The organism is Streptomyces sp. NPDC027663, assembly GCF_055566415.1.
The window spans coordinates 25406-50020 of record NZ_JBVHSK010000019.1 but is presented as its reverse complement, the minus strand read 5'-3'; the positions used below and the strand labels follow the sequence as shown (position 1 = coordinate 50020).

General features: G+C 68.9%; 18 protein-coding genes and 5 pseudogenes. 13 read left to right on the top strand and 10 right to left on the bottom strand.

The annotated features are described in order from the left end of the window. Nucleotides 1-19: 19 nt before the first annotated feature. From ACZ4SF_RS33645 to ACZ4SF_RS33635, 3 genes are all read right to left on the bottom strand, one after another. Complete coding sequence (locus ACZ4SF_RS33645; RefSeq protein WP_468392109.1) at nucleotides 20-1330, bottom strand: helix-turn-helix domain-containing protein; 1311 nt, start codon at nucleotides 1328-1330, stop codon at nucleotides 20-22. A 106-nt stretch (nucleotides 1331-1436) separates the two neighbouring features. Further along, nucleotides 1437-2099 carry an HAD-IA family hydrolase gene (locus ACZ4SF_RS33640; RefSeq protein ID WP_468392107.1) on the bottom strand — a complete coding sequence of 221 codons (663 nt, stop codon included), beginning with the start codon at nucleotides 2097-2099 and terminating at the stop codon, nucleotides 1437-1439. 447 nt (nucleotides 2100-2546) lie between these two features. Beyond that, nucleotides 2547-3167 (bottom strand): TetR/AcrR family transcriptional regulator, encoded by a 621-nt coding sequence (locus ACZ4SF_RS33635; protein WP_468392105.1) that lies wholly within the window; start codon nucleotides 3165-3167, stop codon nucleotides 2547-2549. 179 nt (nucleotides 3168-3346) lie between these two features. Here ACZ4SF_RS33635 and ACZ4SF_RS33630 point away from each other — a divergent pair, with 179 nt between their 5' ends. After that, the gene (locus ACZ4SF_RS33630) at nucleotides 3347-3790 is read left to right on the top strand and encodes a DUF3995 domain-containing protein (protein WP_468392103.1); all 444 of its coding nucleotides are present in this window, start codon (nucleotides 3347-3349) and stop codon (nucleotides 3788-3790) included. 366 nt (nucleotides 3791-4156) lie between these two features. Further along, nucleotides 4157-5251, top strand: coding sequence for an ISL3 family transposase (locus ACZ4SF_RS33625; RefSeq protein WP_468392253.1), 1095 nt, complete (start codon nucleotides 4157-4159; stop codon nucleotides 5249-5251). A gap of 28 nt (nucleotides 5252-5279) precedes the next feature. Here ACZ4SF_RS33625 and ACZ4SF_RS33620 read toward each other — a convergent pair whose 3' ends face one another. Beyond that, nucleotides 5280-5870 (bottom strand): hypothetical protein, encoded by a 591-nt coding sequence (locus ACZ4SF_RS33620; RefSeq protein ID WP_468392101.1) that lies wholly within the window; start codon nucleotides 5868-5870, stop codon nucleotides 5280-5282. An 839-nt stretch (nucleotides 5871-6709) separates the two neighbouring features. Here ACZ4SF_RS33620 and ACZ4SF_RS33615 point away from each other — a divergent pair. Next, complete coding sequence (locus tag ACZ4SF_RS33615; protein ID WP_468392099.1) at nucleotides 6710-11437, top strand: DUF6531 domain-containing protein; 4728 nt, start codon at nucleotides 6710-6712, stop codon at nucleotides 11435-11437. A 96-nt stretch (nucleotides 11438-11533) separates the two neighbouring features. Beyond that, the gene (locus ACZ4SF_RS33610) at nucleotides 11534-12541 is read left to right on the top strand and encodes a hypothetical protein (RefSeq protein ID WP_468392097.1); all 1008 of its coding nucleotides are present in this window, start codon (nucleotides 11534-11536) and stop codon (nucleotides 12539-12541) included. A gap of 371 nt (nucleotides 12542-12912) precedes the next feature. Here ACZ4SF_RS33610 and ACZ4SF_RS33605 read toward each other — a convergent pair. The 4 genes and pseudogenes from ACZ4SF_RS33605 to ACZ4SF_RS33590 all read right to left on the bottom strand — a co-directional run. Continuing rightward, nucleotides 12913-13096, bottom strand: a pseudogene (locus ACZ4SF_RS33605) (IS5/IS1182 family transposase); the annotation flags it as partial. A gap of 346 nt (nucleotides 13097-13442) precedes the next feature. Further along, nucleotides 13443-14212: pseudogene (locus ACZ4SF_RS33600) on the bottom strand (transposase family protein). A gap of 651 nt (nucleotides 14213-14863) precedes the next feature. Further along, nucleotides 14864-15397, bottom strand: coding sequence for a hypothetical protein (locus tag ACZ4SF_RS33595; protein ID WP_468392251.1), 534 nt, complete (start codon nucleotides 15395-15397; stop codon nucleotides 14864-14866). 80 nt (nucleotides 15398-15477) lie between these two features. Further along, a pseudogene (locus tag ACZ4SF_RS33590) lies at nucleotides 15478-16133 on the bottom strand (transposase family protein); the annotation flags it as partial. 135 nt (nucleotides 16134-16268) lie between these two features. Between ACZ4SF_RS33590 and ACZ4SF_RS33585 the strand changes: the two are divergent. The 6 genes and pseudogenes from ACZ4SF_RS33585 (at nucleotide 16269) to ACZ4SF_RS33560 (ending at nucleotide 20943) form a co-directional block, all read left to right on the top strand. Next, a pseudogene (locus ACZ4SF_RS33585) lies at nucleotides 16269-17472 on the top strand (IS256 family transposase). A gap of 15 nt (nucleotides 17473-17487) precedes the next feature. Beyond that, nucleotides 17488-17778: pseudogene (locus ACZ4SF_RS33580) on the top strand (transposase); the annotation flags it as partial. An 84-nt stretch (nucleotides 17779-17862) separates the two neighbouring features. Beyond that, nucleotides 17863-18315 (top strand): DUF5959 family protein, encoded by a 453-nt coding sequence (locus tag ACZ4SF_RS33575; RefSeq protein ID WP_468392096.1) that lies wholly within the window; start codon nucleotides 17863-17865, stop codon nucleotides 18313-18315. Nucleotides 18316-18954: 639 nt separating this feature from the next. Next, nucleotides 18955-19629: a hypothetical protein gene (locus ACZ4SF_RS33570; RefSeq protein WP_468392094.1), complete on the top strand. Its 675-nt coding sequence runs from the start codon at nucleotides 18955-18957 to the stop codon at nucleotides 19627-19629. A 498-nt stretch (nucleotides 19630-20127) separates the two neighbouring features. Next, a complete protein-coding gene (locus tag ACZ4SF_RS33565) occupies nucleotides 20128-20697 on the top strand; it encodes a DUF4232 domain-containing protein (RefSeq protein WP_468392092.1) in 570 nt (189 codons plus the stop codon). Nucleotides 20698-20805: 108 nt separating this feature from the next. Beyond that, nucleotides 20806-20943 (top strand): hypothetical protein, encoded by a 138-nt coding sequence (locus ACZ4SF_RS33560; RefSeq protein ID WP_468392091.1) that lies wholly within the window; start codon nucleotides 20806-20808, stop codon nucleotides 20941-20943. Between the two features lie 115 nt (nucleotides 20944-21058). Here the strand turns inward: ACZ4SF_RS33560 and ACZ4SF_RS33555 are convergent, their stop codons facing one another. Further along, nucleotides 21059-21724: a hypothetical protein gene (locus ACZ4SF_RS33555; protein ID WP_468392089.1), complete on the bottom strand. Its 666-nt coding sequence runs from the start codon at nucleotides 21722-21724 to the stop codon at nucleotides 21059-21061. Between the two features lie 572 nt (nucleotides 21725-22296). On the opposite strand from ACZ4SF_RS33555, the gene ACZ4SF_RS33550 reads away from it, so the two are divergent. Beyond that, nucleotides 22297-22656 (top strand): hypothetical protein, encoded by a 360-nt coding sequence (locus tag ACZ4SF_RS33550; RefSeq protein ID WP_229869656.1) that lies wholly within the window; start codon nucleotides 22297-22299, stop codon nucleotides 22654-22656. 4 nt (nucleotides 22657-22660) lie between these two features. On the opposite strand, the gene ACZ4SF_RS33545 is transcribed toward ACZ4SF_RS33550, so the two are convergent. Continuing rightward, nucleotides 22661-23545: an IS5 family transposase gene (locus tag ACZ4SF_RS33545; protein WP_468392087.1), complete on the bottom strand. Its 885-nt coding sequence runs from the start codon at nucleotides 23543-23545 to the stop codon at nucleotides 22661-22663. A 35-nt stretch (nucleotides 23546-23580) separates the two neighbouring features. Between ACZ4SF_RS33545 and ACZ4SF_RS33540 the strand changes: the two genes are divergently transcribed. Continuing rightward, nucleotides 23581-23907 carry a hypothetical protein gene (locus ACZ4SF_RS33540; protein ID WP_468392085.1) on the top strand — a complete coding sequence of 109 codons (327 nt, stop codon included), beginning with the start codon at nucleotides 23581-23583 and terminating at the stop codon, nucleotides 23905-23907. Nucleotides 23908-24113: 206 nt separating this feature from the next. Next, nucleotides 24114-24431, top strand: coding sequence for an SH3 domain-containing protein (locus tag ACZ4SF_RS33535; RefSeq protein WP_468392083.1), 318 nt, complete (start codon nucleotides 24114-24116; stop codon nucleotides 24429-24431). Nucleotides 24432-24615: the final 184 nt, after the last annotated feature.

Genomic DNA, 24615 nt, shown 5'->3' with positions numbered 1-24615 from the left:
GTCGTGGTGTGACGGACTGTCACGTCCCGTGCTGCTGCACGCTCGCCCTCCAGCAGGACTGCAACGGAGCGTGGCAGTCGGACTGGTGACGGCTGGGTGAGCTGCTATGGCGCGTGGCAGTGGCCGTCAGCGGACGGCGAGGGGCACACCTGCCGCGTGGGCGAGCCCGCGGAGCCGCGCGACGGACACGCCGGCGAGGCGAGAGATGATCACTCCGGGCAGCATTTGGTGCCGCACCCACCCCGGCGCCATGCCCGCAGACCTTTTCCAGGGTGTCGGCAGCCTGATCCCACCGACGGCACTCCACGTGCGTCAACGCCACGTCCAGGCCGTACCTCGCCCGAGTGGCGAGGGGCACCGTGTCGTCCAGCCGGATCGTGTCCATGAGCCGGAGCGCACCGCCGGTGTCGCCGAGGGCGACGGCGATGCTCATCGCCTGCGTGGCGGCGTAGAGCGGCCCGAATGGTTGGGCATGCCGACCCCGAGCATGCTCCGCCCCGAGGCGGGCACCGACTGCGTGCGCCTGCGAGAGGTACTCCCGCGCGGTGTCCGGCGCGGCGCCACCCCGGGACGCGGCCACGGCAGCGTTCGTGACGAGCTGCCCGTACACCGACAGCCGGTCCGAATCGTGTTCGGACATCTTCGGCTCGATCCGGTCGGCCTGGGCCGCGGCGAGCGCAAAGCCCTGCGCGGTCCGCCCGTCGCGGAGATTCACCCACGCTGTGGTGGCGGCCAAGTGGGCATCCCGCAGATCGTCGCCGACCTGGACGGCGATCTGCCGGCCGTAGGTGAGCGCCGCATAGGCCAGGTCCCGTGAACCCCACACGTTCGCGGCCATACCGGCAGTCTGGAAGACATCGGCCAGGACGCCGGCCGCAGCCTCCCGCTCGTCGGCATCCGCAGCGTCGTATCGGGCGCGAGCTTCGGGCAGCAAGGCGCCGAGCAGTGCACCGAGTTCGGTGTAGCGGCCCGCCCAATAGGCCGCGTCAGCACGCCGAACGACACCGCGGAGTTCTTCGACGGTGCCCGGCTCAGTGTCGGTGGGGATGCCGATCGCGGCATCGTGGGTGGCAGCGGACAGCGCGCGCAGCGCTGCACGCTCGTCGCGGTCCATGGAGCGACGAGGCGCCTGCTGGCCGAGGAGCACGGCGATGTCCGTCCCAAGCGCAGAGGCAATGGACAGAAGCGAAGGAAGGGAAGCGGTGCCGCCCCGTTCCAGCTTCCGCACAACACCCACAGAGACGTTGGCCGCTTCAGCCAACTGCTCCTGCGTCATGGTACCGCGCAGCGTCTTGAGCCGTTCAGCGGTGCTGTACTCGGACCACTGCATCGCAGCAACTCCTCCCCGACCGGCCAGGCACGGACCGTACCCACTGCATTACGACCGGCAACACCCATGGGCACCGTCGGCACGGTGAGTTGGCTGGAAGTCGCCGCTAGACGGAAAGCGCGGCGCTCACTCCGAGCAATGCCTCAAGCTCGGCCACCGCGGCGGCTTCATCCGTCGCCAGGACGGTAGTGATACCCAGGGCCTCGGCAGGTGGCAGGTTTCGAGGGTGGTCGTCGACGAACACGCACGCCTGCGCAGGAAGCCCGAGACGCTCCAACGTCAGCTCATAGATGGCAGGGTCGGGTTTTGCCATGCGGACCTGCTCCGAGATGACGCGCACATCGAAAAGGTCCCAAATCCCAGCGCGTTCGTACGGGTTGAAGGGGTCCGTGCCGAAACTGTTCGACAGGAGAGCGAGACGGTACCCCGCGCTCTTGGCAGCGCGTGCGAGAGCAGCCATGCGCCGAGCTGGGGGCACCGCGGCCCAGGCGCGCCCCATCAGGTTGTCCGGTGCGACATGCGCACCGAGAAGGGCTGCGGTGCGCTTGTTCCACTCCTCCTGGCCGATCTCACCGATCTCCAGTGCCGCGTAGTGCCGTCGGCCTTCAGGGTCGTCGTTGAGGGTGGCGCGCCATGCTTCTGGGGGAAGCCCTTCCGACTCGCACCAGGCGCGGTGCACGGCGAGCGGATCGGCGGTCAGCACCCCGGCGAAGTCCAGGATGAGCCCTTGCTTGGCTTGGCGGTCCGCGGTCTCCACGGGCTGCGGCATGCTGCGTGCTCCCTCTCGCTCGGCCTCATGAAGACGCTACCCCTACGGGCACACTGATGCTGCAAAAGCCGCAGGACTTGCACGGCACGCGGGCCCCGCTTCGGGTGACGTGCAAACGGCGCACTCAACACTGCCGGAGTCCGGCATGGTCGCCCCGCTGAGCGGTCCCATTGGTTGGCCGTGCAGCACGGGACCCGTGCGTGTACGACCGAAGCACGCTGACTCAGCCCTAGGCAGTTTCGTTTGGATCACCGGCCGGACTGCACATTGCTGGAATCTTCCTCTGGTCCGGCCGGTGATCCAAACGAAACTGCCTTAGGTCTCACCGGACGATCACGTGCGGAGCCAGATGGCCAGGGCTGCTGCGGTTGTCGTGCCAAGGAAAGCCTGGCGCGCACTGCTCATGCAGGGGAGCTGGAGCGTGTTGTCCACGTCGCGGACCGTGCTTCAGGCGCCCGTTGACCCGTCGGCGGGTCCGTCCGTTGTGGGCGGCTCGGCCGGCGCGAGAATCATGGCGACCAGGTGGTCGAGGGCTGCCGAGGCCCCGGGGTCGTGGAGTTGTGTCTCGGGTGCGAGGGCAGCTGCGGTACGGCGCAGTTCGAGCCAGCCGAGGTAGGCGGCGTAGGCGGCGAGCGCTCGGTGGCGGGCATCCTGCGGGCCGAAGCCCAGGTCGGTGAAGATCTCGGCCAGGAAGGCCAGCCGGGCGTCGGTGACCCTGGCGACCACCTCGGCGATGGCCGGATGGCCGGCCTGCGCGGCGAGGCTGGGCTCCAGACCGGCGATCTCCTCGCTGCCCAGGGCCTCCGCGAACAGGGCGCGGGCCCGGGCCCAGGCGTCGTCCAGGGCTTGGACGGCCGCCACCACCTCGGTGGTGGCGCGCAGTTCCCAGGTCTCCAGGGCTGCCACCAGCAGGGCCTCCCGGTCGGCGAAGTGCCAGTAGAAGCTGCCGCGCGTGACGCCCAGCTCACGCGCCAGCCGGTCCACCGCTACCGCGGCGACCCCGCCGCGGGCCAGCGCCCGCAGCGCGGCCATCGTCCAGTCGTCACTGCTGACTTTGCCCTTCCCCATGTTCCGTACACTACTGTACGGAACATCCATACAGCAGTGCATGGAACTGTCTCGGAAGGGGTGGCGGGATGAACCTGGTGGCATGGGTACTCGGAGTGGCGGGGCGTGAGGAAGGGCCACGACGGCAAGGCGCTGTATCAACGGCAGGTGTCGGCCTCGGTGTTCGGGCGGCGGCTGCCGTGGCGAGTGCGGGTCTGCTGGCGGCTGGGGCCCTGCACGCGGTGTGGGCCTTCTCTCCCTGGCCGCTGGATTCTCGGGCCGAGTTCGCGGCGTCCGTGGTGGGGGTGGAGGAGTCGCAGCTGCCGTCCCGCCCGCTGACGCTGGCCGTCGCGGGTCTGCTGGGCGTGGCCTCCTGGCTCCTCGTCACCGGCGCCCGGCCGGCCAACCATTTGGCTTCCTCGCGCCTGGTCCGGGCCGGGCTCTGGACGATCTGCGGTGTGTTGTCGATACGCGGGCTGGGTGGCCTGGTCGCCTCGGGCTTCGCCCTGGGCGAGGCAGCGCACGAGTTCCGGCACTGGGACCTGCTGCTGTACTCCCCGCTCTGCATCGTCCTCGGCGGCCTGACCGGCTACGTGGCAGCCCGGACCCGGCGCCGCCGCATCAACCCTCAGGCCCAAGCCTGACCCACCCTGCACGCCCTGAAGGGCCCGACGGGCCCAGGCCGATCGACAATGGCCGTTAGGCTCGCGGCCGGTCGTGGTCCGGCTCCGGGTGCGCCGGTACTTCTGCGACCGGAAGCGGTGCTCCCGGAAGACGTTCGTCGAGCAGGTGCCGGGCCTGACCGAGCGGCACCGCCGCTCAAGCACCGGGCTGACGGGGTGGCTGCGGTCGATCGCGGTGGAGCTGGGCGGCCGTCCGGCCGCCAGGCTGTGCCGTCGTCTGCGACTGGCCGCGGGCCGGACCCGGCTGCTCAGGCTGCTGACGGCGCCGCCGGTTGAAGACCGGGCCCCTCAGGTGCTGGGGGTCGACGAGTTCGCCTTCCGCAAGGGCTGCACCTACGGCACCGTGCTGGTCGACGTCGAGCCGGCCAGGTCGTCGACGTGCTGCCCGACCGCACCTCAGAGACGTTCGCGGCCTGGCTCAAGGACCATCCCGGCGCGGAGATCATCTGCAGGGACCGGGCCACCGCCTACACGAAGGCGGTCAAGGCAGCTGCTCCCGACGCCTTGGAAGTCGCGGATCGGTGGCATTTGCTTCAGAACCTGTCCGCCGCGGTGGAGAAGACCTGTCACCAGCACCGCAACTGCCTGCGCAAACACGCCGAGCAGCAGGTGGAGCCCAGCGCGCCGGAACCGGTCCCGATGGAACTGCCGGTGCCGGAATTGCCCCGCACCCAGATTATCGAAAGGACCCGTCACCGATTCGAGGACGTCCACCGCCTGGTGGAGAAGGGCTGGACGATCAGCGCCATCGCCCGCCGTCTGAACCTCGACTGCAAGACCGTACGCCGCTTCCGCGACACCGACCTCGACGAACTCCTGGCCTCCGCCCGCGAGCGCCGCCCCAACGGCGTCCTGGAGCCGTTCAAGGCATACCTCAACGCCCGCTTCACCGAGACACAGGGCCAGGTCAGCGGCACCCGCCTCTTCCAGGAGATCCACGAACGCGGCTACCGGGGCAGCCGCCAAGTCGTCCGCAAACACCTCGCTGCCTTGTGGGCGGGCACCGCCGAACCGGTCCAGGCCGACATATCCAGCCCGCGGAAGATCACCTCCTGGATCATGCGGCCCCGTGACACCCTCACACAAAGCCAGGACAAGCGCCTGCTGGAAGCCCGGCTTGCCTGCCCGGACATCACCCGGGCCTGCGACCTGGCCCGCACGTTCGCTGATCTCGTCCGTCACCGACGTGGATTCCTGCTGCTGGAGTGGATCCGTCAGGCCGAACAGGACGCTCCGAAACCGATGCAGGGCTTCGCCGGCTTTCTCCGCCAGGACCTCGACGCCGTCACCGCCGGCCTCACCCTCTCGTGGAGTTCCGGCATAGTCGAAGGGCACGTGAACCGAGTGAAAACGCTTAAGCGAGCCATGTATGGCCGGGCCTCGTTCGAACTGCTCCGGACCCGCATCCTCACCCAGCCATGACCTCACGACACTCAAATGCGGCACAGCACTACCGAGACAGGAAGGCAGAGGCTGCACCCGCCAGGAGGGGACCGACAACGACCACGTTGGTCCGGAAGTCGCTGAAGGCATTCCGATCTACGCCCAGAGTCGTCTCGAGTCGGGACCGTTTGTCCAAAGCTTCCGCCAGCACATCGGGAGCTAGCGTCCCCAACGGATGGCACAGGTCGACCAGTTCGCGTCCTCGCTGGCGCAGTTTCGCAGCCACAGGGGCGTACACGATTGCGACGAGTGCGGAACTGCCGGCTCCGAAGACCAAGGTGGTCTCGATGTTGGTGTGTTTGGTCATGCGCTGGCTAGTAGCCTCGGCAATTACCAACAGGGCGATGATTCCGCCCATAACGGTCAGTAGAGACTGCAGCAATCGGCTGGCTGTGACCAAGGTTCCGAACTGAAGGCCGAGCGGAGTGGGAGCAGTATCGGCATGTGTGCTTGCCACGTGACCGACACCAACGATGGTGGCCGCCCCGGGAGCCAGCCCGAGAGCCGCTAGCGAGATCAGCACCAGTGCCCGCCAGGCACCGACGAGGTCCCCGCGTAGCGCCACGGCCAGCACCGCACCACTGATCACATACAGCACCACCAGCGGCTAGACCACCGCCGGCAGCGGCACGTCGCCGAGCGCGGCCAGCTCTGCCCATCGCCGGAGTCCATGAACGAAGGCAGCTCCACTGGCGGCGGTCAACGCAACAGCGGCACAGCTCCAAATCACCCACTCATCGGAGCCGCGGTGTGCGGACGTTAACGCCGAGGTGAGCCCGGCGGCGGCGCCCAAGGGAACCGTCAAGCCAGCGAGGTACGGATACGGCGTACGAATTCGAACGCTCATGCACCGGCTCCCATCACCGCCCTGCGAGTTGCCATCCGATGCTCCCCCTTGCACGGACCGCTCACACCCCGCATCCGCCTGCTGCTCGCGAAGTGCAAGTACGGCATCACAACGGGGAGTTCGCCTGTGCGTGCCTTACCTCCGGAGGCCGCTTCGTTGCCCGTACCCGGCCTCAGGCCTCAGCCTGCCTGCACTTCACGGAACTGCGGCCAGAGCCGTTTTCAAGAATCGCCATCACCGAGGCGCACCAGGACCACGACACCGACCCCCGCGAGCGGGCCAACGGTCTCGGGCGTCAGGCCGACGACTAACGGCTGGCGACGGCTATGTCGCTGGGGGCGGGGCGTCCTGCGCTGGCGGCGGCGCTGGCCGCGCAGGGCCCCGGGTGTACGGGCGATGGGCCTACTGCGGGACGCGCGACGGATCCTGAGGCACCGGGCCGGAGCGGCCGACGGAGATCGCAACGATGAGCCGTAAGGCTGGCTTGCGTCCTGGTGGCTTGCTGTCTTCGCGGTCTACTAGGGTTCTTGATCGCGAACGGGCTGGATGTGTGCCCGTGGGCTGGGAGTGAACACGGGGGAGGTACGGGAATGGGTTACACGATCCCGGGCTGGCTTGACGAGGTTCTGGACTTCATCGGGATCAACTTCCCGAACGTCGACGAGGACGACTACCGCGACATGGCCGACGCCATGCGGGAGTTTGCGGAGACGTTCGAGGGGCACGGCGGGCACGCACACGCCGCTGTCTCACGGATCCTGTCCTCATCCGAGGGCTGGGCGGTCGATGCGATCGAGAAGCACTGGAACCAGGTGAAGGCGAGCCACCTGGAGAAGCTGCCGGAGCTTGCTCGGCTGTTCGCGGACGCCTGTGACGCGCTCGCCGAGATCATCTTCTGGATGAAGACCAAGGCCGAGGCCGAACTGGCCGTCATGGCCGGGTCGGTGGGCTTGTCCATCGGGCTCGCCTGGGTAACCGGCGGACTGTCGGCGGTGCTCGGGGCGGCCGAGGTCGCGGCGATGCGGCGGGCGGTTAAGCGGATCATTGATGAGGCGGTGGACCGGGTCGTCGACGAGGTGATCGCGAAGCTCACCGAGCCGGTCAACGCCAAGCTGGAGGCGATGGTCGAGGACATGGTCCTCGACTTGGCCGAGGGCGCGTTTTCCATGCCGAGCGACGTCGGAAGCGGCGGGCACGGCGGCAAGGGTGGGCACGGGGGAATGCAGCTCGCCTCGGCCGGCGGTGATTCCGGTGGGGGCGGTGGCCCGCAGAAGCGGATCCGCATCGATCATGTCGAGTTCGAGGACGGGGCTGGAAAAGTCTCCCGTCACGGAAGCGAGCTGCACCTGGCCTCGTTCAATCCCCTGGACCGAGCCAAGCGCAGGTTCGGCCACAGTAAGGGGCGTGACCCGTTCACGAAGACCTTCGACAGTGTGCTTCACGGCGCGCTTGATGGCTCCGAGAAGGCCCTCAAGAAGATCACCAAGCACATCACGGAGACCGTCCCGGACCGGGTCAAGGCCACCTCTCGCCTGCACAAGCACAACGACATCGGCGTCGGCCACCGCACCAGAAACATCCACGTAAACACGGGCGAAGCGGGCGGCGGTCCAGGACGCCACGGCGTCCCAGCCACGGGCCGTAAACCGGACCCCGGGCTGAAGACCGACTCCGCGACCCTCTCCCGACAGGCCCGCGAACTGAACGCCAAGGAGACCTGCGGCGACCCGGTTGACATGGCCACCGGTCAGATGATCCTCGCTCAGATCGATGTCGACCTGCCCGGCGTGCTGCCACTGACCCTGCGCCGCACCCACCTGTCCGGCTACAAGACGGGGCGCTCGTTCGGGCCGTCGTGGGCCTCAACGCTCGACGAACGTCTGGAGAAGGACGACGCGCTGGGCGGCTACTGGTGGTACCGCGAGGACGGTTCGGCCCTGGCCTACCCGCGCCTACCCGACCTGCCCGGTGACCGGGTCGCCCCCGCGGAGGGCGTACGGCTGCCGCTGACATACGTCACACGCGGCACCAGCTACGTCCTGACCATCGAGGATCCGCACAGCGGCCTCATACGCCAGTTCGAGCAGGCCACGTCCCGTGACGGCGTGTGGTGGCTGGTCGGCGTCGAGGACCGCAACGGCAACACAGTCACCATCGAACGCGGCGAGCACGACACGCCGGTTACCGCCACCCACAGCGGTGGCTACCGCGTCCGCGTCGACTCCGAGGACGGCCGGATCACCGGGCTGTCCGTCCTCACCGAGGACCAGCCGCTACGCGTACGCTCCTTCCGCTACGACGAGGAGTCCGGTGACCTCACCGAGGTGCGCAACGCGGTGGACGCGGCCACCCGCTTCACCTACGACGCCGCCCACCGCCTCACCGGTTGGCGGGACTCCAACGACACGGCGTTCACCTACGTCTACGACAGCGCCGGCCGCGTTATCGCAACCCACGGCACCGACGGCATCCTCAACTCCCTGATCACCTACGGCGAGCCGCAGGACGACGGCACCAGCACCGTCACATATACCGACTCCCTCGGGCACCGCACGCTCTACCGCGCCAACCGCCGCGGCCAGATCATCGCGATCACCGACCCGCTCGGGCACACCACCACCCAGCAGTGGGACCGCCACGACCACCTGCTGTCCCACACGGACCCGCTCGGCCGCACCGTCCGCTGGGACTGGGACGCGGACGGCAACCTGACCGCCGTCACCGCGCCCGACGGCACCGTCACCCGCGTCGCCTACGACGCCCGGCGGCTCCCGGTCACCCTCACCGGGCCGGACGGCGCCGAGACCCGCCAGGAGTACGACCAGCGCGGCAACCGTACGACCGTCATCGGCCCCGACGGCGCCGTGCACCGCTTCACCCACCACCCCACCGGCGCGCTGGCAAGCATCACTGACCCGCTCGGAGCGACACTGCACCTGGAGGCGGACGCGGTCGGGCTCCCGGTGGCCGTACAGGACGCCCGCGGCGGCCGCACGGTCTGCCGCCGGGACACCTCCGGTCGGCCGGTGGAGCTGACCGACGCCCTCGGCGCGATCAGCCGCCTCACCTGGGACGCCGAGGGCAGGCTCCTCACCCGGACCGCGCCCGACGGCAGCAATGAGAGCTGGGAGTGGGACGGCGAGGGCAACTGCGTCCGCCACACCGACCCGCTCGGCGGCGTGACCAGCACCACCTTCGGCCCGTTCGACCTGGTCCGTTCCCGCACGACCCCGGACGGCCGCACCCACACCTTCGTCCACGACACCGAGCAGCACCTCGTCCAGGTCGTCAATCCCGCCGGACTGACGTGGACGTACGGGTACGACCCCGCCGGCCGGGTGGTCGCCGAGACCGACTTCGACGGCCGCACCCGCCGCTGCTTCTACGACCCCGCCGGACAGCTGGTCCGCCGTACCAACGCAGCCGGAGAGGAGGTCGGATACGAGTTCGACGTAAACGGCCGGCTCGCCACGAAGACCGTGGGCGGCACGCGCACCACGTTCTCCTACGACACTGCGTCCCGGCTGACGGCGGCCCAGAGCCCGCAGTGCGCGCTGGAGTTCTCCTACGACGTGGCCGGACGGCTGCTGACCCAGACCGTGGACGGCGCCACCCTGCGCCTCGCCTATGACACGGCTGGGAGGCGAGTCTCGCGCACCACGCCCACCGGGGCGCGCACCGAATCGGGCTGGGACGAGGTCGGAAACCGAATATCCCTCACCGTCGACGGCCGGCACGCCTTGTCCTTCGGCCACGACCTGCTCGGCCGCGAGACCGAACGCACCTTCGGCACGGGCCTGCACCTCGTCTCCGACTGGGACTCGGTGGGCCGGCTCACCCACCAGAGCCTCACCGCCCGGCCGGGCCGCCGCGTCCGCGCCCGCACCTACACCTACCGGGCAGACAGCCACCTGACCGCCGTGCACGAGGAGGTCACCGGGCAGAGCACCGCGTACGCCCTCGACCCGGCCGGCCGGCCGCTGCGCGCCGAAGGGCCCGCCGGCGCGGAGACGTACACCTACGACGCGTCGGGCAACGTGTGCACCGCCGAATGGCCGCAGAGTGCCGCGGACCCGGCCGCACGCGGGGAACGGGACTTCAGCGGCACCCGCGTGCTGCGCGCCGGACACACCCACTACCGCTACGACGCCGCCGGACGCCTCGTCGAACGCGTCAAAAAGCGGCTGTCCCGCAAGCCCGACGTATGGCGTTACGCCTGGGACGCTGAGGACCGCCTCACCTCCAGCGTCACCCCGGACGGCGCCGTCTGGCACTACCGCTACGACCCGCTGGGCCGCCGCACCGCCAAGTACCGCCTCGACGAGGCCGGCCGGGCCGTGGACGAGACCCGCTTCACCTGGGACGGCGCCCGGCTGGCCGAGCAGACGTCGACCACCGCAGGCACCACCCTCACCTGGGAGCACGACGGCTTCCGGCCGCTGGTCCAGTACGAGCGCAAGCCGCTGTCCGACGAGGAGGTCGACTCCCGCTTCTTCGCCATCGTCTCCGACCTGGTCGGCACCCCCACCGAACTCGTCGACGACAGCGGCACGATCGCCTGGCGTAGCCGCGCCACCGTCTGGGGCACCACAGCCGTCAACCCGGACGCCACCGCTCACACCCCACTGCGCCACCCGGGCCAGTACTTCGACCCCGAGACCGGCCTCTTCTACAACTTCTTCCGCCACTACGACCCGGAGACCGCCCGGTACGTCAGCCCCGATCCACTGGGCCTGCTGCCCGCGCCGAACCCGGTCGCCTACGTCGACAACCCGCTGGACCTGTACGACCCGATCGGCCTGGCTCCGTGCCGCAAGGAGCACTACACCTGGACCGACGGCGCGGGCGGACGCGGCGGCAGCGTCCGCTACAAGCCGCACGACCACCTCGGCCGCCCGTTGGGCGTCTCTGCCTGCATCCGCCCCGAGATGCTGGACACGGGCACCGAGGCGGGCGGCACCCGCCCGCCCGGCTGGCGCGGCAACGGCAACGCGTTCAACGAGGCCCGCGGCCACCTCCTCGCCAACCGCCTCGGCGGCGCGGGCACCCACCACAACGCCCGGCACAACCTGGTGACGCAAACCAACAACCCCACCAACTCGCCGTACCAGCGCGACCTGGTCGAGGCGCCGATCTACGAGGCGGTGAAGCGAGGCGAGGTCGTCCAGTACGACATCACCCCGATCTATGAGGGGACCAACCCGATTCCCATCCGCCTCGAGTACGCCGCCTACGGCAACCGCGGATTCGAACTGACCGGCTGGCTCGACAACCCCGCCGCCGGGGTACGCACCGCCATACCCGGATGGAGACCCTGACCGCGGACCCTGGGGGCCACCCGGGCTCGCTAGAGTCCCTACGGCCCCCGGCCCAGACGCCCCGACCCACCCGACTCCTTCAGAAAGCCCCGGTTGATGCCCCGTACCACCCCACCCCGCCCCCTGGACGTGGAAGCGGTCATCCCCGAACTGACCGCGCTGCGCCGCACCGCGACCCGACTGCACCCACGCCGCGGCACCCCCACGGCCCGGGACAGCTCCGTCGGCGGCCCGATGCTGTGGCCCGCCGACGAGTCCTGGCCCGTGTGCACCCTCCCTCACAAGCGGGACCGCGGCCACCGCTACGCCGAAGTGCTGCGCGAGCGGGAGATCCTGGAACGGGCCTGGCAGCGCGACCCGCGCTCCGGCCCCAACGCCGAGGAGGCCGACGAACTCTCCCGCTTCAAGCGAGGCCGACACGCCCCCCACCTGGCCGACACCGACCCCATCCCGCTGATCGGCGTGACCCAGCTCTACCGGCGGGACGTGCCCGGCCTGCCCGACACCGGGGCAGGAGACCTGCTGCAGGTGTTCTGGTGCCCCTTCGAACGGCACGGCGAGAGCCGCCACGAGATGCACGTCGAACTGAGATGGCGGTACTCGGAGGACACCGGCACACCGATGACCGAACAGCCGGTTCCCGAGGTCGTCGGCCGCCCCGAACTCGTCCCCTCGCCCTGCGCCCTACACCCCGAAGAAGTCATCGAGCACCCATGGTTCGAAGAGCTCCCCGAGAACGTGCAGGAGCGCATCGAAGCGTCGCAGGGACAGGAAGAGGACGAGAACGAGGACCAGAACGAACAGTACATTTGCGACCTGTCCACGGCCCCTGGCTGGAAGGTAGGCGGCTACATCGCCTGGAACCTCACCGGACCCGCGCCCCTGGCCTGCGCATTCTGTGACGCAGAGCTCACCCCGCTGCTCACCATCGACCAGCGTGAGTGGGACCCCGCCACCACCAGTTGGGTCCCCTACGAGGACCGGCAGGACATCCGGGTCATGGGCGCCAACGTGCCGACAGGCGTCTCACCGGGCCGGGGTCGGCTGATCATCGCCATCTGCCCCCGCAACCCGCATCACTCGTTCCGCCTCGTCACTCAATGAGCGGACGCCTTCTTCCGGTCGGGGTGACGGCGGTGGCGTGGCGTTCACCTTGCCGACGTTCAGGCCGAGGAAGACGTCCATGTCGCCGGCGGCGGCCTCCGCTTCCGCAGCCGGCTCAGCGGCCGACTTCTTCGCGACGGTCTTCTTCGCCGCCTTGGTGACGGTCTTCGTCGCCGCCGTCTTGGCGGTGGTCTCTTTGGCCGCGGTCTTCTTCGCCGCGGCCGTCTTCTTGGCTGCGGCTGCCTGGGGTGCCCTCCCAGGTCCCAGACCTCTGCGGGGGCGATGTCCCGGGAGGTGCCCGTGATCGCCCCTGTGTTGAGAAACAGAGCCCAGGTCACCACAGCGTCGCCGGCTCGCTGTGCGCCCACCATGACCATGGTCGGACGGGTCCGGGGCCGGCCGGGCCGGTTCTCGGCACCCGGATGCGGGCCATGACTGTCTCGAAGGCGGGCGCGTCACCGGCCTGGCCTGCGGTGCGGCGAGGGCCAGGTGCCGTGCATGGCCGTCTGCAGCCAGGTGGATCTTGGTTCTCAGCCCGCCGCGGGAGCGTCCGAGTGCATGGTCGGCCGGCTCGTTGCTGCCTTCGGCCCCCTTTTGAGTGCTCCGGCGGCGTGCTGGTGGGCCCGGACGACGGTGGAGTCGACCGACACGGTCCAGCCGATGTCGTCGACGGCATCCGCTGCCGCGAGGACGGCGGCGAGGATCTTCTCCCACGTGCTGTCGACGGCCCATCTGATCAGGCAGGTCCACAGACTGCCCGACGCGCCGGAAGCTTACGCGACCATGATCACTCGCGCCAAAGCAGCTCCCGGCCAAGTCGCTTCGCCGACCGCTGCCGACGCCTAAAGGGTGTTACACAAGGCCGTGATCGGGCAGCCGGGCAGGTGGCGAGCCTGCGTGATCACGCGGCGAGGGCGAGGTTGTGCATGCGGGCAACGGCCTGGACGGCGTGATGGAGACCGTCGCCGCGCTGCCGGCAGTCGCGGAGGATCTTGTAGTTCTTCATCCGGGAGAAGACATGCTCCACGCGAGCACGGACCTTGCGGTGGGCGGCATTGTCCTCTTCCTCGCCCTTCAGCAGCGCCCGTCCGGGCCGTTTGCGGTGCGGGACGACCAGGCCGGTATTGATGTAGGCGCCGTCGCCGAGCACGGTCACACCGTGGCAGTGCTCGGCGAGACCGGAATCCCGCCAGGCTCTGGCATCCGCGGTGTGCTGGGCACAGGTCGGGCCGCCGCCACCACGAGGCGGGTCTCCGCGTCTACGATGACCTGCACGTTCGCCGAGAACCGGTAGTTGCGGGAGGAGGCGCCCACACCGCGGTCACGGACCGGCACGAGGGTGCCGTCCACGATCCACATCCGGTCAGGGACGTCGGCGGAGCGGGACACCGGCTCGAGCGCCAGCAGCGGTCCAAGCCGCTGGATCACACGGCATACCGTGGACGAGGAGACACCGAACAACGCACCCAGCTGCCGCATGGTCAAGTTCGTGCGGTAGTACACCGCGACCATCAGGACCCGCTCGGCAAGCGGCAAAGACCACGGCCGGCCGCGCAGAGTGCCGTTGCCGCCGCGCTACCGCACCACCTTCAACAGACCCGAAAACTGCGTCATCCGCAGCCCCGTGAACGTCTCCACCCACACCCGGTCAGCACGTAACACCGCGGCCATACCGAGGAGATGCCCAGATCACGGCCTTGTGCAACACCCTTTAGCCTCGGTGGTGGTTGGATGGGCGGCCCGCCACCGAGGCGCCTCTCTTCTGCACAGGACGCCCGATGAGGGGTTGCGGTCAGAAGTTCGCCATGTTCGCTATCAGACAGTTGGACGCTACTGCTGCCGCCCAGTTGATCAGGGATGCTCTTATCGTCTACTGATTTTCAAATCGTAGTGTCAAGGCGCTGACGCCTTATGATCCCCGCGGTATGCCAACTGCACGAGGTATGCGCAAGGGGGGCGGGCTGTCTGGTGAACGCCGGGCTTTCCGTTCCAGAGTACTCCGCCTGGCATGACCGGCCCGGCCGCTATCACCTGCTTCTCGTATCGGGTGGCCGGCCGGTGCAGCACGACTGGTGGACCGTGAGATGGCGGTGAGGTTCCGGCGGTGGCACGCCGCGTGCAGGCGCATGTCCGGTTGCGACGTGCTGGCAGTCTGGGATGGATGAGTATTGGGCCCCTCGACCGCCGGTGATCCTGGCCAGGGTCAGTCCGGCTGCCGCGGGTTCCGCGGCGACCACGGCCGGATCTGTGCAGCCGTGGGGCACGTCTTTCAGGAAGGGGCTAGTACTCCAGCCGTAGTTCGCGATCATGACGAGTCGCTGCTTATGGCCCGTAGACGAGATCCACGCCACCACTGGCCTCGATCAGCCAGGACAGCGAACCGCTGCCGAAGGGCCAGCCAGTGGTGGCCACCTGCACCCAGCCGCCCGACTCGTCGGTTCCTGCGTGCCACCACCACCAGCTGCGATCGTCTCCCATTCCTTCTTCGGTCGGGTCGAAGTAGTACAACCATCCTGAGAGCGTCCACGGTCCCTGGTCGACGGCCGCTCTCTCCTTTGGCGTCATCGCGCGCCATTGACGCAGCCACGCCTCCATGTCGAAGGGTTCGTCATGTTCCGGTTCCGGGGTCTCGGGTGCGCACCGCTGGATGAACCAGGCTGGCAGCAGCTGCGGCCAAAGCTCTTCTGCCGGCCAGTCACCCATCTGGGAGACAACGCACGTCAGCACCGCACACGCGTTGTCGATGACCTGGGCCGGGTCCTGGGCAGTGAACCGGAGGCGCACGAGAAACGGCCGGGGCGCGTCGTCGTCCTCGGCGCTCGGTCCAGATCGAAGGCGCCGCAGCTCGCCTGTCATGATTTCCACGGTGAGGAAGTATGCACCGGCACGGACCTCGCGACATCTGGATATCGCCCCTGCTCAGGGGACGCGAAGCTCTATGGCTGGCCAGCTGCTTGCCGTCGGTAGTGGCAGGCTCGGGCACGGGCTTGGTGTCGGCGTCGCCAGTGTGACCAGCGCAGGCGGTGTGCGAGGTCGTGGAACGGGCTGATCAGGGCCGCGAACAGGTGCTGGATCCCGTTGCCGGTCAAAGCGATCAGGCCGTTGAGGGCGGGCCGTTCGCGGCGTTCGGTGGCTGCGGTGACGGCAAGGAAGGCGTGGGCGAGCATTGCGAGCGTGACCCAGCGGTGCCAGGAGGTCCAGCGGCGAACCTGGTGCTCGTCCAGGCCGGTCAGGCCCTTGCCGGCCCGGAACGTCCCCTCGATCGACCAGCGTCGTCCGGCCACCCGTACCAGTTCGGACAGTGCCACCGGCCGGGGTGAGAAGCAGCGGTAGAAGGCGAGTTCGCCGGTGCGACGGTTGCGGCGGACCAGCAGGCACCAGTGGCCGGGCCGACCGGCGGGGTCGTGGATGTCGACCTGTGCCCAGTCGTAGTACCGCTCGCCCTTCGCACCCGCACCGGCCGACAGTCGCTGCCAGGCCCGCTTCGGGATCCGCGCGGTCGGGTCTTCGCCTGGAACTTCCCAGCGTGCGTGGTGATCGGGTGGGTGCTGGAGACGGCCAGGACGTAGCCGGCCCGGCGGTGTTCAGGGGCGGGAGTGTCTAATCAACGGCGGATCTGATGATCAAGGAGACGCGTCTGATGACGGAGACCGCCGTGGAGAATGAGCAGGCCGAGCCGGTGGTTCAGGCACCGTCGAGTGCGGTGTCGGACGAGCAGCTCGTTGCGATGCTGGTTGACCGGGCCCGCAACGAGGGGCTGCAGCTGACCGGCGAGGGCGGGCTGTTGCAGCAGCTGACCAAGCGGGTGCTGGAGTCCGCCCTGGAGGGTGAGATCACCGACCACGTCGGCTACGAGAAGCACGACCCGGCCGGGAAGAACAACGGCAACAGCCGCAATGGCACCGGGCGAAGACCGTGCTGACCGAAGTCGGCCCGGTGGGGGTGAAGGTGCCCCGCGACACCGCCGGCACCTTCGAACCGCAGATCGTCAAGAAGCGGCAGCGCCGCCTGACCGGCGTCGACGACATGGTGCTGTCCCTGTCCGCGAAGGGACTGACGCACGGGGAGATCTCGGCTCATCTCGCCGAGGTCTACGGGGCGGAGGTGTCCAAGCAGACCATCTCCACCATCACCGACAAGGTGATGGACGGCATGGTCGAATGGCAGAACCGCCCCCTCGACCGCGTCTACCCGGTCCTGTTCGTCGACGCCATCAACGTCAAGATCAGGGACGGGCAGGTCGCGAACCGTCCGATCTACGTGGTGATGGCTGTGACCGTGGACGGCACCCGCGACATCCTCGGCATCTGGGCCGGCGACGGCGGCGAGGGCGCCAAGTATTGGCTGCACGTGTTCACCGAGTTGAAGAACCGCGGCCTGGACGACGTGCTGATGCTGGTCTGCGACGGGCTCAAGGGCCTGCCCGAAGCGGTGGAGACCGTCTGGCCTCGCACGATCGTCCAGACGTGCGTGGTTCACCTGCTGCGGAACTCGTTCCGCTACGCCGCCCGTCAGGACTGGGACAAGGTCGCCAAGGCCCTCAAGCCCGTCTACACCGCGCCCAGCGAGGACGCGGCCACGGAGCGGTTCCTGGAGTTCCAGGAGTCCTGGGGACGGAAGTACCCGGCAATCGTGAAGCTGTGGTCGGACGCCTGGGCCGAGTTCGTGCCCTTCCTCTCCTTCGACGTCGAGAGCCGCAAGGTCATCTGCAGCACGAACGTGATCGAGAGCGTCAACGCCCGCATACGCAAGGCCGTCCGTGCCCGCGGGCACTTCCCCAACGAGGCCGCCGCCCTCAAGTGCATCTACATGGCGCTGATGAGCCTGGACCCGACGGCAAGGGCCGCAAGAGGTGGACCATGCGCTGGAAGGCGCCCCTGAACGCGTTCCAGATCGCCTTCGAGGGCCGCCTCACCCCGAGCAACAACTGACCACTCAACAACCAAGACCTCCGACTGCATCTGACGAAGCCGCTGCGGGAGTTCATCGACGCGAACGCCGAGTGGCTTACCGTCGTTCAGCTGCCCGCCTACGCGCCCGACCTCAACCCAACCGAGGGTGTGTGGTCCCTGGTCAAGCGCGACATCGGCAACCTTGCCGCCGCCAGCCTCAGCCAAGTCACCCGGGCGGTCAAGCATCGGCTCAAGAGGCTCCAGTACCGGTCAGACGTGATCGACGGCTGTCTTGCCGGCACCGGCTTGGCCCCTGGGCACGTGACTCTCCAGGCCCGGGCCTGACTGTGTCGCTCGTCCGGCGATAGGAGACGATGCAGCCCACGCCAGCGCACGAAAGCGAGCAACGCAATGACGGAACCCGCTCCGATGGATCTGATCCACCTCGCCGATCCGGATGGGAACCGCTGTATCGTGCGCGTCACAGGACGGTCGCAGCCGGGCGTGCTGACCGGCCACGACATTCTGCACGCGGACGTGCTCGTCTCCGCGAGTTTCGTCGACGCCCGGCTCGACCTTTACCTCTTCCAGCATGACCTGGACTCCTGGGAGCAGGAGCTGTCCAACCTGGGACCAGGCCAGACGGTCAGCATCGGCGGAGACCGCGGCCTGAGCCTCGACATCCACGTGCACGAAGACGGCTGGCTGTCGATCCAGGTCAGCGACCCAGACCGCCTTACGGCAGCGCTGGGAATCCGACCCCAGGGAGACTGGATCGCCGAGCACCGCGGGCGCCTGGAACAGGTCCGACTGGCCTGGCCCCGCGAAGTCATCGAGACGGCACCAGGAGCTTACAAGTGGAGACCCAATCGCAAGCGGTGACCACCTGATCCCAGGAGCCGACATCACGCTTTCAAGTTCAATAGCGCGGCTCTCTTCGCTCTGCATCCTGGCCGGCCGCCTGTCCTTCCTGCGACAACCTCGGAGCGCTGCTCACAGGCCCTCCGGTCCTGATCACGGGGGGGGGAGCCCGCCACGGCTCCGCTCGGGAGCCTCTGACGATCTTGACTTGATAGGGCGTGCCCCGCTCCGCCAAGGCGCTCTGGTGACAACAAGCCTGTCCCAGTGAGAGACAACGAGGAGCGCCCCTGCGGGTCGCCGAGTGGGATGCGCTGTTCGCCGAGCGGCTGACCTCGCACTCGTCTCGTGCTTCGGCCCGGACGACTGCTACGGCGTCGCCTGGACGCTCCTGCACCTCATCGAGACAGGCCCGAACCCAGTCCTGACGGACGCACCCGAACCAGGCGCGAACGAGTGGCACCAGCGGCTCTACGACCGCGCCGTGAACGGCGGACTCATTCCCTGACCACCTTCACCTTCACGTACGCCGCCCGCTCGGTGCGGCAACCCGCCCGCCTGCAGAGCGACGACCTAGCGCTGACCGCGGCGGGCCGGTAACTCACCTGCCTTGCTCTGCGGCTTCCCACCGTGCACGATCCGCAGCACCCGACGGGGCGCCTCGTGAACCCTTTGGACCCCGAGCTCGTCTTCGCGTCCTTCGGTATGGACGTGCAAGCCACCCTCACTGAGGGGCAGTCAGCGTCGGAGAATCCGCTGGTCAGCAGTCTCGACATCCCCCAAACTCGGATGGGAGGTCCCTGGGTGCTCAGCGCAGGAACCCGTGACTCGTTGAGGGGAATGAGAATGACCCGCCTGCGTCTCGCCTGGGTCCTGTCCGGACGTGGCTGGGCCGATTGCACCGTCAGCGACCAAGAGGCGAGAGCCGAAGTCACGGCCTCGTATATCACCGCTGCCCCCGAAGATCTCCTGAGGACGGTGACACGGCTGGTCGATGGCGAGACCGAGTGCCGAGCACAGTTCGAGGCCGAGCCCACCGCCTTCCGGTGGATCTTCTACCGTGACGGCACCGACGTGTGGATCCGTCTACTGGAGCTCGCCCACGGCAGTGACCACGACAACAAGGGGACCGAGATCTGGTCCACCCAGCAGAGCATCGACGTCGTTGCCCGAGCAGTGATCCGATGCTTCGACGAGGTCGTGAGGGAGTACGGCGAGAGCGCATACCGCGGCAAGTGGGGTGAGCACTTCCCCCGCGCCGAACTCGAGGCCCTCCGGACCGCGTGGCGCGAACATCGAGGTGGCTGGGAAGTCCCCTCGAGACTATCGAACCCGTGAAGGTCCGGCAGCACCTCAGTGGGAGGAACGCTTCGATGGGCGCGCAAAGCTGCGTGGGCCAGGATGAGCGTGTGACGACCTGGTTCCGCACCTACTGCGAAGACGAAGACCTGTGGCTGTATTTCGAGGCGATGACGAGGGCTGGGCCACGCGCCACGTCGAGGTCCGGGGAACAGACGCGCGGCCGGTGACGGCGGCCTCCCTGGAAGAGGTGCTGCACTTGCGCAACTTGGAAACTCGCAGGTCAGCAACTCAGCGTACCTTCGGTGCGCGCCGGGGGCGTGGCAAGACCCGTGGCGCGCTGGAGGTGCTTCTGTCTGTCCTGACGGCCATCTGCACGGGTGCAGCCTGTCGTCACCGTTCCGTCACAAGTAGTCGCCGCACGGAACGCTGCCGCTCTCCCGCCCTGTCTGCACTCACGTACCACGACCACGCGTACCGCGGGGCAACAACCGACGACCGAAACCCGCGGACGAGACGACTCAGGGGGACGACAGCATGCGTCACAGCAACGGCATTCGCAGGGCGGCTCTGGCGACGACGGCGGTCACGGCCGTCGCGGCGGCGGTGACCGGCATCCTGCCCGGCACCGCCATGGCGGCGAGCACCACCACCTCCACCCCGCCGCCCGCCTGCCCGGCCTCCGCCCTCCAGGTCAGCGCCTGGCAAGCCGTCCACCGGCCCGTCGGGACCGGGACCGGGGCGGCGGTCGTGCAGTTCACCAACGTCTCCCGGAGGACGTGCGTCCTGAAGGGCCATCCGACGGTCGCGGGCGCCGGCAACGGCTCCCCCGCCCACAACACCCCGCTCAAGGTCACCCCCGCCGGCAGGGCGGCCACCGTGACGGTCCGGCCGCACGGCAAGGCGTGGGTGAAACTGACCTTCGTCCAGGTCCAGGGGGAGGCCGACGGCTACTGCGTGTCGGGCAAGGACCCGGTGACGTATCCGACGATGGTCATCGGGCTGCCGCACTCCGGGAAGCACCAGGTCGCCCTGAACGACGGGGTGTGGGCCGAGTGCGACAACAAGGTGACCGTCACCCCTGTCTCGGCGGTCAAGCCTTCCTGACCCCACCGTCCCCATAAAACGAGCAGCCTGCACGACGATCGCAACGCTCTGAACTGCTGTTATTTACGCGACAGAGGCGGTTACGGTGATCATGCCGATCCGCCGGCGATGGACCGCTATGAACAGCAGTACGGCGTTCTCGCCGACGCCCCCTTGGACGGCTGGCAGACCCAGCCCCAGGCGGCAGAGATCTCCGCGGAAGAGTTCGAGCAGCTGTGGGCTGAAGCACGTCGAGTCCTGGGCTGACCTGCCTGACCTGACGCGCTGAGGCCCGCCGGAGGTTCCGTCGCCGCGCACGACGCCGGCCCGGCGTCGTGCGCGGTAGAGCGGTAGAGCAGGGCATGGGTGTGGTGGCTCGCGACTACCGGATCCCTGGCCCGGGCCGGCGGGGATGCTGCTCAGCGCCCGGCTGGATTGGGGCCGCGGGAGGAACCGGCGCCGGGAGCCCGGCGGCACGTCGCTCCGCCCGGCGGGCGACGCCCTCGTGCAGGCGGGCCGCCATGGCGTGGATGTCCGCCTCCCGGCCCTCGAACGGCGACGCCGTCTCCGCACGGCGCGGTCCCTGCCCGGGCAGCAGGTCACCGAGGTCGCTGTAGCGGGCCCGGTAGGAGGCGGCGGCGTCCCGCTGGTAGGCCGGTTTGATCGCGGCGTCCAGTGGCGGGGCGAAGGCGGCGCGGTGCGTGTGCCAGGGCTGCTGCTCGTGGCGCCAGGACATGCCCGCCAGCTTGACCTCGATGCCGGGGGAGTCGACGAAGGTGACCCACGATGCCTTGACGTCGTGCAGTGGCAGATCCGCGCCCTCGGCTACGCGTACCTGGAACGTCAGGTGAGTCTCGGGCTGCCGCGCGCCGGCCTGGGCGCGTTCGAGTGCGGCCCGCCGGACCACGGGAATCTCGTCGTCCGCGTCGATGGGCGGTGGCGTGTCGAAGAGTCGGTCGTGGGCGAGTTCCTCGAACGCCGCTCGTTCGGTGCTGCTCCAGGCGGAGTGGTGGGGGAGGTTGCCGTAGCCGATGTGGTCGAGCAGCATGGCGGCGCGTTCGGCGGGGTCGCGGCGGCTGTCGTGAACGATGCGGGTGCAGCCCGGGCGGGAGCACGAGCCGCAGGGCGCCGTGCAGATCGTCCCGCCGTACGTCCGGTCCCTTCACATCCGGCTCGCGGAAGGCGGAGGCGTAGCGGCGGGCCTCGCTCTCCAGCGACTCGCCGTACCGGTACACGTGCTCGCGATGACCCCGCACGCCCTGGTAGCGGTTCTGGTAGGCGTTGCGCGCCCGCCGGCCCGCGACCGTCACCGCATCGAAGTACGCGGCCCACTCGGCCGGGGGCCTGTTGTGCACGTTGAGCTCGGGCGCCGGCTCGTCATAGCGGTCCCACCACAGCGTGCCCTGCGGGGTCCGCCCGGCGTGGTTGATCCACGCGGTGGGGTAGGCCGCATGACGGCGACCTCCGTGATGTCCTGCGGGACCTTGCCGACACGGCGCCGCTGGAAGACCTCGCGGCCGGCTGGCGTACGGCGGCCCAGGTGCGGGAGTGGGCTTTAGGGCCTGTTGCGGAAGTGCACCGCTGGGCAGCTGAATCCTGTGGGTCGGTACAGTCGCGTGCATGCTGAAGCCAGTGCTGCGTGTAGTTGAAGCGGGCGGTCGTACCGTGGACGATCCGACCGAGGAGGCTGTCCATGACCTGCTGTCTGAGATGAATCTGTCGCACCGGTTTGTGATCCTGAAAAGACTCGATCTGGAGCCTGTGGATCAGCACTACATTCAGGTGTACCTGAACGACGACTTCAGCTACCAGGTCGAGTACCGCGAAGGCAGTGCAGACAAGCACTACCAGGCCCACGTTCCAAGGCTCCATGAAGTGTTCGGCCCGGAAGAGTCGACCGCCAAGGTGATGATGGACTGGGCTCACGATCGACAGGGGTGGCGGGAGGCGTTGCCGTGGACCCCCATGCCTTTTCAGTGAAGGATTACAGCCACTCGTTGATCGCCGCGACCAGGACTGTCGCCTCGTAGCGGACGGCGAGCTTGTCGTACCGCGTGGCGACGGCGCGGTGCCTCTTGAGTCGGTTGATCCCGCACTCGACCGCGTGACGCTGGCGGTAGTCGGCCGGGTCAAAGTGCGGCGGCGACCGCCGCGGGAGCCGCGTTTCTGGCGGTTGCGTGCCTGGTCGACCTTGTCCGGGATGGTGCAGCGGATCCCGCGGCGACGCAGATAGGCACGGCCTGCGGGAGGCGTACGCCTTGTCAGCACGCACTCGATCGGGACGGACACGTGGCCGGCCCGGCCCGAGGCGGGGTACTCGGACCTTGTCCAGCACTGGTTCGAACTGCGGCGAGTCCCCGCGCTGCCCGGCCGTGATCACGATCGACAGGGGCTTCTGGCCCTGCTCGACGGCCAAGTGCAGCTTGGTAGTGAACCCGCCACGCGAGCGTCCCAGCCCGTGATCACGGGGCTCGATGAAGACGCCACCGGGGGGTTCCTTTTGCAGGTCGCCCTGCCTGCGGGCCCCGGCCGCGTGCTGGTGGGCGCGGCAGACTGTGGAGTCGACGCTCAGGTCCCACGTGATCGCCCCCTTTGCGTCGGCCAGGGACTGGAGCCGGGTGAGGACCCTGTGCCAGGTTCCGTCTCGCTGCCACCGGCGGAACAGGTCATAGACCCGGCTCCACGGTCCGTACTCGACAGGGACGTCCCGCCACGGAACACCGGTCCGGACCCGGAACCGTATGCCGTCGATCAGTCGCCGCCGGGGCCAGACGGGCGGCCGCCCTGCCCTGGCTCCCTTCGGCAACAACGGCTCCAGCACCGCCCACTGCTCGTCCGTGAGATCTCCCCGACCCATGAACGTGATCATTCACAGCCCAAGATCCACTTTCGATACACGGCCTAGTGGCCGCCCTGTTCGCCGCCGGGTGGCTCCCCTTGCTCGCCCCGCTCCCGGCCCCGGCCGTGCTCGCCGCGGCGGTGCTGCCGGGTGCCTTGTTCGTCCCCCTGCTGACCGTGGCCAGCCTCACCCTGACCGCGCTAGCCCCGGCCGGCACCTCCACCGAGGCGGTGGGCTGGATGTCCAGCGCGATGCGGCTGGGCCTGGCCGGCGGCACCGCCCTGGCCGGACCGCTCGGCGGCCACTTCGCCCTCCCGCTGCCGGCCGCCGCCCTGTGCGCGCTCCTGCTCTGGACCCCCACCCCCACCGCGGCCGCACCGGCCACCGCCTGAATCCGGGCCGAAGGGGGGAGTGGTCCCACCTCGCGGAACGGCACCCCGGATCGCCATGCCGGGGCCTGGCACGCCCAGGCCCGGCACCGGTTCCGGACCGTCGCCCGCTTGGAGGCTCCCGGTACCACCACCGAGCAAAAGGGGAGATCACCGTGCCGTTCCCGTCCGTTCTGCGTCGCACCGCACCCGCGCACCGCGCCCGAACCATGGCAATAGCCACCGCCGTGGCCGCCTCCTCGGTACTCGGCCTGACGCTCGCAGCGGCCGCACCGGCGAGCGCGGTCACGAGCAAGGCGTGCACCCACCAGGTCAAGCTCGACACCCGGGTCACCGCCACCGTCAACTTCCGCACCGGCCCCGGCACCAGCTACACCAGCCTCGGGCTGCTCCCCAAGGGCCAGGGCGTCTACTGGGCCTGCTACAAGGGCAACTGGGGCTACCTCAAGCCCTACTACGGCGCCCACAAGGGCCACTGGGGCTGGGTGAGCCGCACCTACATCGACGTGCCGATGCAGACCGACTGACACCGCCCGCCGATGTAGCCTCACGGTTCGCTGCACGGTCTCACGTTCCGCTTCATGTCGACCTCACGGATGAAGCGGTCGTGAGACAAGCAGGTCGGGGCGCTCAGTCTGTTCGGGCTACGTGGCTCACAGCCCAGGCGTCTGCTCTCGACGGCGGGCAGTCTGGCCGCACGGACCAGCACAG

What these genes read in the sequence shown, in the direction of transcription:
- ACZ4SF_RS33645 (WP_468392109.1), bottom strand. Translation starts at nt 1,330, where the DNA reads ATGCAGTGGTCCGAGTACAGCACCGCTGAACGGCTCAAGACGCTGCGC.
- ACZ4SF_RS33640 (WP_468392107.1), bottom strand. Translation starts at nt 2,099, where the DNA reads ATGCCGCAGCCCGTGGAGACCGCGGACCGCCAAGCCAAGCAAGGGCTC.
- ACZ4SF_RS33635 (WP_468392105.1), bottom strand. Translation starts at nt 3,167, where the DNA reads ATGGGGAAGGGCAAAGTCAGCAGTGACGACTGGACGATGGCCGCGCTG.
- ACZ4SF_RS33615 (WP_468392099.1), top strand. Translation starts at nt 6,710, where the DNA reads ATGGGTTACACGATCCCGGGCTGGCTTGACGAGGTTCTGGACTTCATC.
- ACZ4SF_RS33610 (WP_468392097.1), top strand. Translation starts at nt 11,534, where the DNA reads ATGCCCCGTACCACCCCACCCCGCCCCCTGGACGTGGAAGCGGTCATC.
- ACZ4SF_RS33595 (WP_468392251.1), bottom strand. Translation starts at nt 15,397, where the DNA reads ATGACAGGCGAGCTGCGGCGCCTTCGATCTGGACCGAGCGCCGAGGAC.
- ACZ4SF_RS33575 (WP_468392096.1), top strand. Translation starts at nt 17,863, where the DNA reads ATGGATCTGATCCACCTCGCCGATCCGGATGGGAACCGCTGTATCGTG.
- ACZ4SF_RS33565 (WP_468392092.1), top strand. Translation starts at nt 20,128, where the DNA reads ATGCGTCACAGCAACGGCATTCGCAGGGCGGCTCTGGCGACGACGGCG.
- ACZ4SF_RS33560 (WP_468392091.1), top strand. Translation starts at nt 20,806, where the DNA reads ATGGACCGCTATGAACAGCAGTACGGCGTTCTCGCCGACGCCCCCTTG.
- ACZ4SF_RS33555 (WP_468392089.1), bottom strand. Translation starts at nt 21,724, where the DNA reads ATGCTGCTCGACCACATCGGCTACGGCAACCTCCCCCACCACTCCGCC.
- ACZ4SF_RS33550 (WP_229869656.1), top strand. Translation starts at nt 22,297, where the DNA reads ATGCTGAAGCCAGTGCTGCGTGTAGTTGAAGCGGGCGGTCGTACCGTG.
- ACZ4SF_RS33545 (WP_468392087.1), bottom strand. Translation starts at nt 23,545, where the DNA reads ATGATCACGTTCATGGGTCGGGGAGATCTCACGGACGAGCAGTGGGCG.
- ACZ4SF_RS33535 (WP_468392083.1), top strand. Translation starts at nt 24,114, where the DNA reads ATGGCAATAGCCACCGCCGTGGCCGCCTCCTCGGTACTCGGCCTGACG.